13 protein-coding genes are annotated in these 14958 nt (G+C 52.8%); 8 read left to right on the top strand and 5 right to left on the bottom strand.

The genetic code is table 11. The features are described 5' to 3' along the window. Positions 1-27 precede the first annotated feature (27 nt). The 5 genes from BM373_RS10000 (at position 28) to BM373_RS09980 (ending at position 6435) form a co-directional block, all read left to right on the top strand. Positions 28-357 (top strand): YnfA family protein, encoded by a 330-nt coding sequence (locus tag BM373_RS10000; RefSeq protein WP_090461291.1) that lies wholly within the window; start codon positions 28-30, stop codon positions 355-357. A gap of 202 nt (positions 358-559) precedes the next feature. After that, on the top strand, positions 560-1774 hold the full coding sequence (rspA, locus tag BM373_RS09995) for a starvation-sensing protein RspA (protein WP_090461290.1): 1215 nt from the start codon (positions 560-562) through the stop codon (positions 1772-1774). Between the two features lie 50 nt (positions 1775-1824). Further along, complete coding sequence (gene uxaC, locus BM373_RS09990; RefSeq protein ID WP_090461289.1) at positions 1825-3234, top strand: glucuronate isomerase; 1410 nt, start codon at positions 1825-1827, stop codon at positions 3232-3234. Between the two features lie 21 nt (positions 3235-3255). Further along, positions 3256-4800 (top strand): MFS transporter, encoded by a 1545-nt coding sequence (locus BM373_RS09985; RefSeq protein WP_090461288.1) that lies wholly within the window; start codon positions 3256-3258, stop codon positions 4798-4800. 171 nt (positions 4801-4971) lie between these two features. Further along, a complete protein-coding gene (locus tag BM373_RS09980; protein ID WP_090461287.1) occupies positions 4972-6435 on the top strand; it encodes a mannitol dehydrogenase family protein in 1464 nt (487 codons plus the stop codon). Between the two features lie 506 nt (positions 6436-6941). Here BM373_RS09980 and BM373_RS09970 read toward each other — a convergent pair. Together BM373_RS09970 and BM373_RS21955 are read right to left on the bottom strand one after the other, a co-directional pair. Then, complete coding sequence (locus BM373_RS09970) at positions 6942-7640, bottom strand: hypothetical protein (protein ID WP_090461285.1); 699 nt, start codon at positions 7638-7640, stop codon at positions 6942-6944. After that, complete coding sequence (locus BM373_RS21955; RefSeq protein WP_371261101.1) at positions 7583-7741, bottom strand: hypothetical protein; 159 nt, start codon at positions 7739-7741, stop codon at positions 7583-7585. Before BM373_RS21955 ends, BM373_RS09970 begins: the two co-directional genes overlap by 58 nt. A 287-nt stretch (positions 7742-8028) precedes the next feature. On the opposite strand from BM373_RS21955, the gene rspA (BM373_RS09960) reads away from it, so the two are divergent. Beyond that, positions 8029-9243 carry a starvation-sensing protein RspA gene (gene rspA / locus BM373_RS09960; RefSeq protein WP_090461284.1) on the top strand — a complete coding sequence of 405 codons (1215 nt, stop codon included), beginning with the start codon at positions 8029-8031 and terminating at the stop codon, positions 9241-9243. Positions 9244-9317: 74 nt separating this feature from the next. Further along, complete coding sequence (locus BM373_RS09955) at positions 9318-10601, top strand: MFS transporter (protein ID WP_090461283.1); 1284 nt, start codon at positions 9318-9320, stop codon at positions 10599-10601. Positions 10602-10653: 52 nt separating this feature from the next. On the opposite strand, the gene BM373_RS09950 is transcribed toward BM373_RS09955, so the two are convergent. Both BM373_RS09950 and ydfG read right to left on the bottom strand, forming a co-directional pair. Further along, the gene (locus BM373_RS09950) at positions 10654-11340 is read right to left on the bottom strand and encodes a GntR family transcriptional regulator (protein ID WP_090461282.1); all 687 of its coding nucleotides are present in this window, start codon (positions 11338-11340) and stop codon (positions 10654-10656) included. An 89-nt stretch (positions 11341-11429) separates the two neighbouring features. Further along, complete coding sequence (gene ydfG / locus BM373_RS09945) at positions 11430-12176, bottom strand: bifunctional NADP-dependent 3-hydroxy acid dehydrogenase/3-hydroxypropionate dehydrogenase YdfG (protein WP_090461281.1); 747 nt, start codon at positions 12174-12176, stop codon at positions 11430-11432. Between the two features lie 194 nt (positions 12177-12370). Here ydfG and dcp point away from each other — a divergent pair, with 194 nt between their 5' ends. Beyond that, entirely contained in the window at positions 12371-14413 is a 2043-nt protein-coding gene (gene dcp / locus BM373_RS09940; protein WP_090461280.1) for a peptidyl-dipeptidase Dcp, read from the top strand. Between the two features lie 17 nt (positions 14414-14430). Here the strand turns inward: dcp and BM373_RS21605 are convergent, their stop codons facing one another. Then, a complete protein-coding gene (locus BM373_RS21605; protein ID WP_177220139.1) occupies positions 14431-14586 on the bottom strand; it encodes a hypothetical protein in 156 nt (51 codons plus the stop codon). Positions 14587-14958: the final 372 nt, after the last annotated feature.

Below are 14958 nucleotides of genomic sequence, written 5' to 3'. Positions count from 1 at the left end.
TTAAACGAACCGGCATCACGTAACTCCATGCTAAAAACTTCGTTACTTTTTTTCATCACCGCGCTGTGTGAAATCATCGGCTGTTTTCTTCCATGGCTGTGGCTTAAGCGGGGGGCGAGCGCGTTTTTGCTGATCCCGGCGGGTATTGCGCTCTGTTTGTTTGTCTGGCTGCTGACGCTACATCCGGCGGCGAGCGGGCGGGTCTATGCCGCTTACGGTGGCGTGTATGTGTGCACCGCGCTGATCTGGCTGCGGGTGGTGGATGGCGTCAGGCTCAGTCTGTACGACTGGCTTGGCGCGGCGGTCGCCCTGTGCGGAATGCTGATCATTGTTGCCGGGTGGGGACGCACCAGCTAATTTTGCCGTTTTTCTTCTTTACTTCATCTCCCGTATGCGCCTGATTTAAGGGCGCATTGCTGCATTTTCCCTGTCAGACCTTCATTTTCTGATCACCTGTTTTTTGTGAGCCATCACCAAATTTTTGATCTCTATACTTGTATGGTAGTAGCTCAGGGGGTTAAATTTCCGGCATCCAATGAAAGATGTAAAGGATCACCTAATGAAGATTGTCAGTGCAGAAGTATTTGTGACCTGTCCGGGGCGTAATTTCGTCACCCTGAAAATCACCACCGAAGACGGGATCACCGGGCTGGGTGACGCCACCCTCAACGGGCGTGAGTTGTCCGTCGCCTCCTATTTAAAAGATCATCTCTGCCCGCAGCTGGTAGGGCGCGACGCGCACCGCATCGAGGACATCTGGCAGTTCTTCTACAAGGGCGCGTACTGGCGTCGCGGCCCGGTGACCATGTCGGCGATTTCCGCTGTGGACATGGCTCTGTGGGACATTAAAGCCAAAGCCGCCAACATGCCGCTGTATCAGTTACTTGGCGGCGCGTCCCGCGAGGGCGTGATGGTTTACTGCCACACCACCGGGCGCACCATTGACGACGTACTGGAAGATTACGCCCGCCATAAAGAGATGGGCTTTAAAGCGATCCGCGTACAGTGCGGCGTGCCGGGCATGGAAACCACCTACGGCATGTCCAAAGGCAAGGGCCTGGCCTATGAGCCGGCGACCAAAGGCCAGTGGCCGGAAGAGCAGCTCTGGTCCACGGAAAAATACCTCGATTTCACGCCGAAACTGTTCGACGCCGTGCGCGAGAAATTCGGTTTTAACGAGCACCTGCTGCACGACATGCACCACCGCCTGACGCCGATTGAAGCCGCGCGCTTCGGGAAAAGCATCGAGGATTACCGTCTGTTCTGGATGGAAGATCCGACGCCTGCTGAAAACCAGGAGTGCTTCCGCCTGATCCGTCAGCACACCGTCACGCCAATTGCGGTGGGCGAAGTCTTCAACAGCATCTGGGACTGCAAACAGCTGATTGAAGAGCAGTTAATCGACTATATCCGCACCACGATTACCCACGCGGGTGGGATCACCGGGATGCGCCGCATCGCGGATTTTGCCTCGCTGTATCAGGTGCGCACCGGCTCACACGGTCCGTCTGACCTGTCGCCGATCTGCCACGCTGCGGCGCTGCACTTTGATCTGTGGGTGCCGAATTTCGGCGTGCAGGAATATATGGGCTATTCCGAACAGATGCTGGAGGTCTTCCCGCACAACTGGACGTTTGATAACGGCTATATGCATCCGGGCAACAGGCCGGGGCTGGGCATTGAGTTTGACGAAAAACTGGCGGCGAAATACCCCTACGATCCGGCGTATTTACCGGTCGCGCGACTGGAAGATGGCACGCTTTGGAACTGGTGACATGTCGGGCGTTTATCGCCCGGCTATATTAAAAAGTCTGGAGTATTATCATGAGCTTTATAAATGACCGGTTTATGATAAACAACACCGCAGGTGCAGAGCTTTATCGCGATGTTGCAAAATCATTGCCCATTATTGATTACCACTGCCATCTTTCTGCTCAGGAAATAGCGGAAAACAACAAGTTTAATGATATTACGGAATTATGGCTGTCAGGCGACCACTATAAATGGCGGGCAATGCGTGCCAATGGTATTGACGAGCGTTTTATTACCGGTGACGCCTTGCCGGAAGAAAAATTCAAAGCGTGGGCAGAAACGGTAGAAGCCAGTTTTGGTAATCCGTTGTATCACTGGACTCACCTTGAATTGCACCATTATTTTGACTGCGATGATCTGCTCGACAGTAAAAATTGGCATGAGATTATGCTGCACTGTAATCGTTTATTACAGCAAGACGATTTCAGACCGCGCGCATTAATCGAGCGTTCAAAGGTAGAGGTTATTTGTACCACTGATTCGCCGCTGGACAGTCTGGAATACCATCTGCGTTTGCAGCAGGACGAGAGTTTTAAAACAAAAGTTCTGCCCACGTTTCGCCCGGATGAATTTTTTGAGAAACAGCCGCATGCGTTCAGTCATTTTATTGATGAATTAGCGGCATTAACACACTCGACTATTTCTTCATTCGCGGCATTCACCGACGCCGTTGCGCAGCGAATTGACTGGTTCCATGAAGCGGGTTGTCGCATCTCCGATCATGGCCCGGTAGAAATTCACTATTTATACGGTGATGAAGAAGAAGTGGAGGCGATATTTTCTGCCAAACGTCAGGGAGAGAATATTAGCGAGCGCGATCGTATTGTTCTCGATAGCGCCATTTTTGTTATGCTGGCAAAAGCCTATAAAGCCCGCCAGTGGGCGATGCAAATCCATTTCGGTGCCATTCGCAGTAATAACAGCAATATGCTGGATGCGCTGGGCATTAATACCGGCTTTGATTCCATTACCGACCAGTCGCATCTGGCCGCGAACCTGAATCAATTGCTGGATGCCATGGCGAAGGGTAATGCGCTGCCGAAAACCATTTTGTATAACCTTAATGCCAGCTACAACGATGTAGTGGCAACCACTATTGCAAACTTCCAGTCTGCGCAGGATGGCGTGAAATCACCCATTCAGTTCGGTTCCGGCTGGTGGTTTAACGATACCCGTCGTGGCATGGAAAGCCAGCTCAACAGTCTTGCGGATCAGGGTTTACTGATGAATTTTATCGGGATGCTCACTGATTCACGCAGTCTGGTTTCCTATACCCGCCATGATTATTTCCGCCGTATTTTGTGTAATCTGATTGGTGGCTGGGTTGAGCGCGGTGAAGTTCCTAATAATAAAGAAATCCTGCACCGAATGATAAGAAACATTTGTCATGATAATGCGGAAAAATACTTCGATTTCAAATAATCCTCTCTGAGAGAATAGAACATGACTCGTGCCAATAAAAAAATAACCATACCGGTAAGTATCGGTTATGGTATCACCGATATTATGGGCGGTGGAGCATTTACGGTAATAGGTGCCTGGTTATTATTTTTCTATACCACGTTCGTCGGTCTGTCGCCGGTCGAAGCCGCCTCAATTGTTGCCATTGCCCGTATTGTCGATGCCATCGTCAGTCTTTTTATGGGGAGTTTTACCGACCATTTTTACAAACGTTATTTAGGTAAGAAATTTGGCCGTCGGCGCTTCTTTTTGCTGATAGGCGCGCCGTTAATGCTGGTTTATTCACTGCTGTGGGTAAACGGCATGACCTTTGGATTCTACCTGGCGGTATATCTGGCCTTTGAGATTATTGCCGCGATGGTACTTATTCCATGGGAAACGCTGCCGTCAGAAATGACCAAGGATTTTAACTCACGGACTAAATTATCCACTTGCCGGATGTTCTTCTCCGCCTCCGGTACGTTCCTGGCGACTTTTATTCCAGGGCTGTTAATTAAGTATTATGGTGAGCACGATCCAAATGCCTATCTTATTAACGGCATCGTCTTCGCTATTCTCTTTATGGTGTGTGTATTTATCTCCTGGAAAGTGACCTGGGAGCGTGAAATGACCCCTGAGATGTTAGCCGAACTGGAGCGTGGTAATCAGCCGACTACCTTTGGTGAAAAAATGGTGGCGCTGGGTGGTCTGTTCAAAGATTACGCCTCGACGCTGAAAGTGCGTGCATTCCGTAAACATCTGGCCATTTATCTGTTCTCGTTCACGGCGAAAGATGTTTATAACACCGTGTTCGTATTCTTCTGCGTTTATTGCCTGAATGTCTCTTCAGCACTCGCCGGGACCTTACTGTCGATGAGTATTGTCGGCCTGCCGGTCACGTTAATTGCGGGTATGGCGATCATTAAATATGGCCCGTCGCGCTTATATGTTTTTGCCTACACCCTGATGATGCTGTGCCTTGCCGGACTGTTTATGGTTTACCAGTTCCCTGGCGACAACAAAATTACTCTGCTGGTGATTCTGGCGGCGGTATACCAGGTCGGGCGTTGCGTGCTGGAATTTACCCCGTGGAACGTGTTCCCGTTCATTCCGGATATTGACGAGATGATCACCCGTCAGCGTCGTGAAGGTTTGTTCGCTGCGGTGATGACGTTTTCCCGCAAAACCACCGTCGCCATTGCCACCTTTATCGTGGGTGTGTTGCTCCAGGCGGGCGGTTTCGTGAAAGGCAGCCAGGTGCAGCCGGTAGAAGCAGTGAACATGATCGCCATGCTGTTGTTTATCGGGACCGTGGGCTTACTGCTCATCGCCTTGTGGCAGGCATTGACATTCCGCTTAAACAAACGCACGCACAAAATTTTTGTTGATGAAGTTGAGCGCCTGAAAGCGAATGGCTCGAAGCGCGATGTGACGCCTGAAACACGCGAAATCGTGGAAGATCTTACCGGTCACTCCTACGACACACTCTGGTGTGACGAAAGCGGGAAGGCGGTTAACGCCTCAGCATCTGCCCGTTCAATCAGTTAAGGCCTTCGTGATAGTCCTGGTTGACCACCTTAACGGGAAATTGCCAGGGCTATCACATAACTTAGTAATCATGTCATACCAACTGGTGAAAGGTTAATACAAATCAAAGCATCTTCGCCGTCTGACTCTATTCTGGCGAAACGATGAATCACCAATACAGTGGATTTTAAAATGGAAAACAGACTATTAACGGCAAACGCCACGCTTCCGGGCTATGACCGCAACGCGCTGCTGCCGAAGATCGTGCATCTGGGTTTTGGCGCATTCCACCGCGCGCATCAGGGCGTTTACACCGATATTCTGGCCAGCGAGCACCACAGCGACTGGGGTTATTGCGAAGTAAACCTGATTGGCGGTGAGCAGCAAATCGCCGATTTGAAGGCGCAGGATAATCTGTACACCGTGGCTGAAATGTCTGCCGACGCATGGACATCCCGCGTGGTGGGCGTGGTGAAACGCGCGCTGCATGCTCAGGTGGACGGGCTTGAAGCGGTGCTCGCCGCCATGTGTGAACCGCAGGTGGCGATTGTTTCCCTGACCATTACCGAGAAGGGCTATTGCCACTCTCCGGCGACCGGGCAACTGATGCTCGATCATCCGTTTATCGTTGCTGATTTACAAAACCCACAGCAGCCGAAATCTGCACCGGGCGTTATCGTTGAAGCGCTGGCGCGTCGTAAAGCGGCCGGTCTGCCGGCGTTCACCGTGATGTCCTGCGACAACATGCCGGAAAACGGCCATGTCATGCGTAACGTGGTCTGCGCATATGCCCGTGCGGTGGATACCGATCTGGCCGCGTGGATTGAAGCCAGTGTCACGTTCCCGTCAACCATGGTTGACCGCATCGTGCCTGCGGTGACTGCCGAGACGCTGGATAAAATCGAGCAACTGACCGGCGTGCGCGATCCGGCAGGCGTGGCCTGTGAGCCGTTCCGCCAGTGGGTGATCGAAGATAACTTTGTCGCCGGGCGTCCGGCGTGGGAAAAAGCGGGCGCAGAGCTGGTGGCCGACGTGTTGCCGTTTGAAGAGATGAAGCTGCGTATGCTGAACGGCAGCCATTCGTTCCTCGCGTACCTCGGTTATCTGGCCGGTTATCAGCACATCAACGAATGCATGGATGATGAGAATTATCGCCGTGCCGCCCACGCGCTGATGCTCAGGGAACAGGCCCCGACGCTGAAAGTGCAGGGCGTCGATCTGGCGCATTACGCCGATATGCTGATCGCCCGCTACAGCAACACCGCGCTGCGTCACCGCACCTGGCAAATCGCGATGGACGGCAGCCAGAAATTACCTCAGCGTATGCTGGATTCTGTGCGCTGGCATCTGGTTCATCAGAGCGATTTCAGCCTGCTGGCGCTCGGTGTGGCTGGGTGGATGCGCTACGTTAGCGGCGTGGACGAGCAGGGGCAGGTGATTGAAGTGTGCGATCCACTGCTTGCCGTGATCCAGCAGGCGGTCAACACCAGCGAAGATGGCGACGCGCGCGTGAAAGCGTTGCTTGGCATTGAAGCGATTTTCGGCAAAGAACTGCCGCATGACGTGACCTTTGTTAACCAGGTAAACCATGCATACCAGTTGCTGCGCACCCAGGGCGCAAAAGCCACGGTCGCGGAATACGCTGCGAAGCTGTAATACGTTTTAAACCTCATAAAGCCGCCTGCGGGCGGCTTTTTTGTGCCCGGAGAATCGCATTATTCCGCGGTTTTCCGGCAAATTCTGCCTTCCCGGTGTTCTGCGCCGGAACCAACGAAATTTCCGACCCGTTGTTTTGTAAGTCTCCGCTTGCCTGGATCCACACCATGGAAGAAAGATGTTAACGCGATTGAGTCCAGGCGCAGTGGCATTATGCAGTTGTCGACTACCAAAACCTTTCTCATTTTCAAGCCATAAATGTGCAGAAGCAGACATGTAATTGCCTTACCAGTAAATATTAAATCCTGGAATTTCTATTTTTCACCATTTCACATAACGACCAAAAATAATCATTACGATTATGAAGAAAACACCGATTGGCCAGACTGGACTTCCGGGGAAAAAATGAGACTGGACCAGGGCAAACACGATGGTTAGCATTGTTGGGCCGTAGCCCGAAAAGAAGAACCGCCCCTGCCACCGTAAAAAACGTTTGATATACGTCATCATGACTGTTGAATCATCCCTGTGATGATGCCCACAAGATCATTATCTGATGCCCATTGCGCTTCGATAGCGCCTGCCTGTTGTAATACAGGCTCAATGAGGAAGTAGAGCATTTCCAGCCGTTGCGCATAAAGCGCAAAATAATAGGCGGGATAATGAATATGCAGTCGATTGGCACTGTCTGCAGCTTTCTGAATAACTCCATAAACGCCGACAGCTACAATACCACGAGAAGTCCATGCTCCTGCAAGAGTGCTTATTTCAAGGCTGAGGTTTAACCCAATGCGAACGCTGCTGGCGACCGCTAACGTAAATCCGGCACTGGTGAGCGCACTGGCAGCGATATGGACATTCTCGGCCATCAGGCACTGTTTGATGCGTTTTATCTGCTCAGATGTTTTGAATTTGAAAATTTCTTCGAAGTAGATCCGAAGCATGTCATAGACCACATCACCGTGGCGTAATACTTTATAAATGGCATCCCTGAAACGGATATCTTCAGTCTTTTGTTGTTGGCAAACATCGTTATATTCATCGGTGAAACAGGAGGTGTAATACAGTAGACGGGTCGCTCCCTTCCCTAACGTATCAATTTGATTTGTGAACTGCTGACCGACGGCAGAAACCGCATGGTCAAGCTTTAGTGCAAGAATCTTATTGGCCTGTAAATAACCGATGATTTCATTGTTGCCGTACATAACGGCTCCTTGCTTAGTTTAATTAGATCCCAATCTTCATTTTTTCCACGAGAAAGCGTCCGGTAAACAGTTCGTCGAGAGACAGAGAATAATTTTGCCAAAACGTTGATAGCGTACCCGCCACTTTCATGTATACGGCAGATCTATTCTGCTGTTTTTCTAACAATTTCGGCTGCTTCCCTCGCAGTTTCCTTTTTGACCTGGCGGCCATCCCTTTGCATTGAATATTATCATCAGATACATGCCACATCTCTTTGAGATAGGGTGTAAGGCTAACCTAACGCAAATTAATGTGATTAATCACTGATTTTCATCTATCAATACTTGTATGGTAGTAGTGCTGGCGTTTAAATTTCCCGCTTCTACCACGCAAATGTAAGGAAACATGATGAAGATTGTCAGTGCTGAAGTATTTGTGACCTGTCCGGGGCGTAATTTCGTCACCATGAAAATTACCACCGAAGACGGGATCACCGGGCTGGGTGACGCCACCCTCAACGGGCGCGAGCTGTCTGTCGCCTCCTATTTAAAAGATCATCTCTGCCCGCAGCTGGTGGGGCGAGACGCGCACCGCATCGAGGACATCTGGCAGTTCTTCTACAAGGGCGCGTACTGGCGTCGCGGCCCGGTCACCATGTCGGCGATTTCCGCTGTGGATATGGCGCTGTGGGATATCAAGGCGAAAGCGGCAAACATGCCGCTGTATCAGTTACTTGGCGGTGCGTCCCGCGAGGGCGTGATGGTGTACTGCCACACCACCGGCCGCACCATTGACGACGTACTGGAAGATTACGCCCGCCATAAAGAGATGGGCTTTAAAGCGATCCGCGTGCAGTGCGGCGTGCCGGGCATGGAAACCACCTACGGTATGTCCAAAGGTAAGGGCCTGGCTTACGAACCGGCGACCAAAGGCCAGTGGCCGGAAGAGCAGCTCTGGTCCACCGAAAAATACCTCGACTTCACGCCGAAACTGTTCGACGCCGTGCGTGAAAAATTCGGCTTTAACGAGCACCTGCTGCACGACATGCACCACCGCCTGACGCCGATTGAAGCCGCGCGCTTCGGGAAAAGCATTGAGGATTACCGTCTGTTCTGGATGGAAGATCCGACGCCTGCCGAAAACCAGGAGTGCTTCCGCCTGATCCGTCAGCACACCGTCACGCCGATTGCGGTGGGTGAAGTGTTCAACAGCATCTGGGACTGCAAGCAGCTGATCGAAGAGCAGTTAATCGACTATATCCGCACCACCATCACCCATGCGGGGGGTATCACCGGGATGCGCCGCATTGCGGATTTTGCCTCGCTGTATCAGGTGCGCACCGGCTCTCACGGTCCGTCTGACCTGTCGCCGATCTGCCACGCGGCCGCGCTGCACTTTGACCTGTGGGTGCCGAACTTCGGCGTGCAGGAATACATGGGCTACTCCGAACAGATGCTGGAAGTGTTCCCGCACAACTGGACGTTTGATAACGGCTATATGCATCCGGGCAACAAGCCGGGACTGGGCATTGAGTTTGACGAAAAACTGGCGGCGAAATACCCCTACGATCCGGCGTATTTACCGGTCGCACGACTGGAAGATGGCACGCTCTGGAACTGGTAAGCACAGGGTGTCCTGTCTTTATCGGCTTATCAATACTGCGTTAATAAACAACGACAATCATGAAGGAACCTGGAATGGACGTTGAAATAAAAGGCAATCAGGTCACGGTAAAACCGTCGCGCATCGGGCGAATCCAGACGGTCACACTGGTGCTGTTATTTATTGCGGGGATTGTGAATTTTCTCGACCGCTCATCCTTAAGCGTGGCGGGCGAAGCGATTCGTGGAGAACTGGGGCTGTCGGCGACCGAATTCGGCGTGCTGCTTTCCGCATTCTCACTCTCTTACGGGTTTGCGCAGCTTCCCTCCGGCATATTACTCGATCGCTTCGGGCCGCGAATTGTGCTCGGTGCCGGGCTTATCTTCTGGTCACTGATGCAGGCGATGACCGGGCTTATTCATTCGTTTAGTCACTTTATCCTGCTGCGAATCGGCCTGGGTATCGGTGAAGCGCCCTTCATGCCCGCGGGCGTCAAGTCGATAACCGACTGGTACGTGCAAAAAGAGCGCGGGACAGCACTGGGGATTTTTAACTCTTCCACCGTACTGGGCCAGGCCATTGCGCCGCCTGCGCTGGTGATGATGCAAATCGCCTGGGGCTGGCGGATCATGTTTGTGGTGATAGGGCTGGCGGGGATCCTGGTGGGGGTGTGCTGGTACGCGTGGTACCGCAACCGGGCGCAGTTTGCGTTAACCGACGAGGAGAGGGCGTATCTTGCGGCACCTGTCACGCCGCGGCCTAAACTGACGTTTGGTGAATGGGCCGCGCTGTTCAGACATCGCACCACCTGGGGGATGATCCTCGGCTTTTCGGGCGTCAACTACACGGGCTGGCTCTATATCGCCTGGCTGCCGGGCTATTTACAGGCAGAGCAGGGCTTTAGTCTCGCCAAAACCGGCTGGGTTGCCGCTATCCCGTTTCTCGCCGCCGCGGTGGGGATGTGGACCAACGGGGTGATTGTCGACAGGTTGGCCAAAAAGGGCTATGACCTGGCGAAAACGCGCAAAACCTGCATTGTAACGGGGCTTGTACTCTCGGCGCTGGGCACGCTGCTGGTGGTGCAATCGACCACCCCGACCCAGGCGGTAGCCTTTATTTCCATGGCACTGTTCTGCGTACATTTTGCGGGCACGTCTGCGTGGGGATTGATTCAGGTAATGGTGGCGGAGTCGAAAGTTGCGTCGGTGGCGGGGATCCAGAATTTCGGCAGCTTTGTGTTTGCTTCCTTCGCACCCATCGTTACCGGCTGGGTGGTGGACACCACGCACTCCTTTAACCTGGCGCTGGTGATTGCAGCCTGCGTGACCTTTACCGGCGCGCTGTGCTACTTCTTTATTGTCAAAAACCGTATTGAGTGATGATGTGAAGCCCGGTCGCTGATCCGATCGGGCTTTTTTATCGGTCAGCGGATCACTCTTCCGTAAACCACTCGCGGTTTTCCTGGCGGATAAGCTGCACGGATTCACCAATCTCCTGCAAATGCATGGTCATGGCACGATCAACGCTATCGGCGTCGCGGTTTTCCAGCGCGCTGAAAATATCCATATGCTGACGAAGCAGTTTTTCCGGCGGCGAGACGTGATCCAGACTCATGTAGCGCACGCGGTCGATAGTCGCTTTGATGTTTTCGATGGTGTCCCACGCCAGCTGGCAATCGGCAATCTGCGCCAGCTTCTGATGAAATTCATCATCTAACTGGAAAAAATCATTGAGCTGTTTGCGATCGATGGCAATGCGCTGTTGATGCAGGTTTTGCTCAAGCTGCCAGATCTGGCTGTCATCGATCATGGCGGCGGCTCGGCGGGCGACGGCGCACTCAATGGCCTGACGCACGAAACAGCCGTTGCGCACCTGCAACATGGAAATTTTATTCACATAGCTGCCGCGCTGGGGACGGATCTGAATCAGCCCGTTTTCAGCCAGTTTGATAAAGGCCTCGCGTACCGGCTGACGCGACACATCGAAACGCACTGACACCTCTTTTTCCGAAAGCGGCGTACCTGGCGGGATCAGGCAATGCACGATATCCCGACGAAGAATGCGGTAAATTTGCTGGTTGACGGGCTGTGTGGGATTGAGTTGCGTTTCGGCGGCCATTCGTTCTTACTTTTTAGACGGTTAACGCGTCTACCATACCATCTATTTGCTGCGCATCACAGACCCGGCCCGCAGGCCGGGTGGGGAATTTAACCGCGATGAACGCTAAGCCCGGCAAAACTCTGGCTGACAGGCATCATTTCCAGGGTATTGATGTTGACGTGCTTCGGCAGCGTTGCCACCCACCAAACCGCTTCGGTAACGTCTTCCGGCGTCAGGGCCGTGGTATTCTCGTAGGTTTTCCCGGCTTTATCGTCATCGCCTTTGAAACGCACGTTGGAGAATTCAGTGCCACCGACCAGGCCCGGTTCGATATTGGTCACGCGCACCGCGGTGCCGTGCAGATCGGTACGCAGGTTCAGGCTGAACTGCTGCACAAACGCTTTGGTCGCGCCGTACACGTTGCCGCCCGCGTAAGGCCAGCTTCCCGCCGTCGAACCGATGTTAATGATATGGCCGCGGTTACGCTCAACCATGCCCGGCAGCACCGCGCGGGTCATGTAAATCAGCCCTTTGTTATTGGTGTCGATCATCGTTTCCCAGTCGTCGAGATTCGCTCGCTGAGCTGGTTCCAGACCCAGCGCCAGACCGGCGTTGTTCACCAGAATGTCAATCTCACGCCATTCCGCAGGCAAGCTGGCCAGCGCTTCTTCGATAGCGGCGCGATTACGCACATCCAGTTGCAGAGTCAGCACGCTGTCTCCCAGATCGTCTTTCAGCGCATCCAGGCGCTCCTTGCGACGCCCGGTGGCGATCACTTTATGTCCATTTTCCACAAAGCGGCGCGTGATGCCTTCGCCAAAACCCGCCGTTGCCCCGGTCACTAAAATAATCATCTGTCTGTTCCTTAAAGCTTTTTGTGTGGTCATAGCATAGTATGCGTTGCGGCTTCAGGGCAACGCATACTGCACGAACATTAAGTGTGGCAAAGAATGGCGCAGTGGGTGAGGGAATTGCGGGTGCGGAAAGCATTGCGTCAGGCCGCGCCACTGCCTACTGTAACCAGGATACCCGTTTTCAGGAGTGAAACATGTCGATTGATAATCCTCTTTTTGAGCAGAGCACTCTGCCTTATCTGGCACCTCGCTTTGATACCCTGCACGACAGCCACTACCGGCCTGCGTTTGATGAAGCCGTGCGGCAAAAGCGGGCGGACATTACGGCGATTGCCAGCCAGTCCGCCGCGCCGGATTTTAGCAATACCATTGAAGCGCTGGAGCTCTCCGGGCAGATGTTGTCGCGCGTCACCAGCGTCTTTTTCGCCATGACCTCCGCGCATACCAATGATTATCTGCAATCGCTGGATGAAGCCTTCTCCACCGAGCTGGCTGAACTGGCGAATGATATTTACCTCAATGATGCGCTGTTTGCGCGCATTGACGCGGTATGGGCCAGCCGTGAGGCGGCGGGGCTGGATGAAGAATCTCTCCGCCTGCTTGAGGTGATCCACCAGCGCTTTATTCTGGCGGGCGCAAAACTCCCGGCGGCAGATAAAGAGGCTTTAAAAGCGCTGAATACCGAAGCGGCGGCCCTCTCCAGTCAGTTTTATCAGCGCCTGTTGAGCGCCGGAAAAGCCAGTAGCCTGATTGTTAACGACGTCAGCCAGCTTGATGGCCTCAGTGACGCAGAGATCGCCCAGGCGCGGGCGGCGGCAGAGGAGAGAGGCGTTGAAGGGTGGCTGATCCCGCTGCTTAACACCACGCAGCAGCCGCTGCTGGCGTCGCTTCACAACCGCGACACGCGGGAGCGCCTGTTTACCGCCAGCGTGTTGCGCACCAGCCACGGTGATGAACACGACACCCGCGCGCTTGTCCTGCGTCTGAGCCAGATCCGCGCTCGTCAGGCGAAGCTGCTCGGCTTTGCCGATTATGCGTCGTGGAAGATCGCAGACCAGATGGCGCACACGCCACAGGCGGCATTATCCTTTATGCGCGGTATTGTTCCCGCCGCCCGTGAGCGCGTGACTAACGAATTAAAGGCGATTCAGCAGGTCATTGATGAGCAGGCGGGAGGATTTACCGCAAAAGCCTGGGACTGGGCCTATTATGCCGAACAGGTGCGCCGGGCAAATTACGCTATTGATGAGCATCAGCTAAAACCTTTTTTCGCGCTCAATACCGTATTAACCGAAGGGGTATTCTGGACGGCGAGCCAGCTTTTTGGCCTGCGCTTTATTGAGCGCTTCGATATTCCGGTTTATCACCCGGATGTTCGCGTCTGGGAAATATTCGACGCCGACGGCACGGGGATGGCGTTATTTTATGGCGACTTCTTTGCCCGCGATTCAAAAAGCGGCGGAGCATGGATGGGTAATTTTGTTGAGCAGTCCACCCTGCAAAATACCCGTCCGGTTATTTATAACGTCTGTAATTATCAAAAGCCCGTGGCCGGTCAGCCCGCGTTAATTTCCTGGGATGATGTCATCACCCTGTTCCATGAATTTGGCCACACGCTGCACGGACTGTTTGCCGCCCAGCGCTACGCCACACTTTCAGGAACCAATACGCCGCGCGACTTTGTTGAATTCCCGTCGCAAATCAATGAGCACTGGGCGAGTCATCCTGAGGTCTTTACACGTTTTGCCCGCCATTATCAGACGGGCGAAGCAATGCCCGACGCGCTGCGTGAAAAAATGTTCAGCGCGGCGCTGTTTAATAAAGGCTTTGAGATGACGGAATTACTGAGCGCAGCATTGCTGGATATGAACTGGCATGCGCTGGATGCTGATGCGGATATTTCTGACGTTGATGCCTTTGAAATGCTGGCCTTAGAGCAGGAAAATCTTAACCTGGATGCCGTGCCGCCACGCTATCGCAGCAGTTATTTCGCGCATATTTTTGGTGGGGGTTATGCCGCAGGTTATTACGCCTATCTGTGGACGCAAATGCTCGCTGACGACGGCTACCAGTGGTTTGTGGAGCAGGGTGGATTAACGGCGGAAAACGGCAGGCGTTTTCGTGATGCGATCCTTTCACGGGGCAACAGTACAGATCTCAAAGCGCTTTATCAGGCGTGGCGCGGGCACGATCCACGCATTGAACCGATGCTGAAAAACCGGGGATTAAGTCAGTAAATTCGGGCGGGCTTTCGTTATAGCGAAAGCCCGATAACCGCATTGACGACTGAGGAAGCCATAAATACCCCACCGACAATAAGGAAAGGTAATTTTCGCTGGCGAATCGCTAAAATTAACATGACTAACGCCACAAGAAAAAAGGGGATCGCGATATAAGAGAAGGTTGACATAAATAATCCTTATTTATAGTGGGAGCAGGTGTTTATAGCGGATGCCAGCACCAGATTTCACACAATACATACCATGCAATGATGCAGAGCAGAACGATTATTGTCAGAAACTTCATTGACCATCCTTTGTCTGAAGTGATAATTGCGGTCTGAAATTATTATGCTGCGTCGTATTAAGATTTTATCACGACTGAAGAAAAAGTTCTTATATATTCCGTCACGGCATATACGCCGTGCACAAAATAGTTTACTGGATTGAGTTGATTCTTAAGCGAGGGGTTGGAAGCCTTTGCATATTGCAAAGGCTTAGTATGATATTCATTACGTGTTTATCCGGGAGGGAATTGGCATTTTCGGTATGCACGCCTCAAC

It is taken from the genome of Enterobacter sp. kpr-6 (genome assembly GCF_900116015.1).
Lineage (GTDB): Bacteria > Pseudomonadota > Gammaproteobacteria > Enterobacterales > Enterobacteriaceae > Enterobacter_D.
The sequence above is the reverse complement of the archived record's forward strand: the minus strand, read 5'-3'. Positions and strand labels throughout refer to the sequence as shown.

Excerpts from the sequence above, each read along its gene's own strand:
- BM373_RS10000 (WP_090461291.1), top strand. The coding sequence starts at position 28 with ATGCTAAAAACTTCGTTACTTTTTTTCATCACCGCGCTGTGTGAAATC.
- rspA (WP_090461290.1), top strand. The coding sequence starts at position 560 with ATGAAGATTGTCAGTGCAGAAGTATTTGTGACCTGTCCGGGGCGTAAT.
- uxaC (WP_090461289.1), top strand. The coding sequence starts at position 1,825 with ATGAGCTTTATAAATGACCGGTTTATGATAAACAACACCGCAGGTGCA.
- BM373_RS09985 (WP_090461288.1), top strand. The coding sequence starts at position 3,256 with ATGACTCGTGCCAATAAAAAAATAACCATACCGGTAAGTATCGGTTAT.
- BM373_RS09980 (WP_090461287.1), top strand. The coding sequence starts at position 4,972 with ATGGAAAACAGACTATTAACGGCAAACGCCACGCTTCCGGGCTATGAC.
- BM373_RS09970 (WP_090461285.1), bottom strand. The coding sequence starts at position 7,640 with ATGTACGGCAACAATGAAATCATCGGTTATTTACAGGCCAATAAGATT.
- rspA (WP_090461284.1), top strand. The coding sequence starts at position 8,029 with ATGAAGATTGTCAGTGCTGAAGTATTTGTGACCTGTCCGGGGCGTAAT.
- BM373_RS09955 (WP_090461283.1), top strand. The coding sequence starts at position 9,318 with ATGGACGTTGAAATAAAAGGCAATCAGGTCACGGTAAAACCGTCGCGC.
- BM373_RS09950 (WP_090461282.1), bottom strand. The coding sequence starts at position 11,340 with ATGGCCGCCGAAACGCAACTCAATCCCACACAGCCCGTCAACCAGCAA.
- ydfG (WP_090461281.1), bottom strand. The coding sequence starts at position 12,176 with ATGATTATTTTAGTGACCGGGGCAACGGCGGGTTTTGGCGAAGGCATC.
- dcp (WP_090461280.1), top strand. The coding sequence starts at position 12,371 with ATGTCGATTGATAATCCTCTTTTTGAGCAGAGCACTCTGCCTTATCTG.
- BM373_RS21605 (WP_177220139.1), bottom strand. The coding sequence starts at position 14,586 with ATGTCAACCTTCTCTTATATCGCGATCCCCTTTTTTCTTGTGGCGTTA.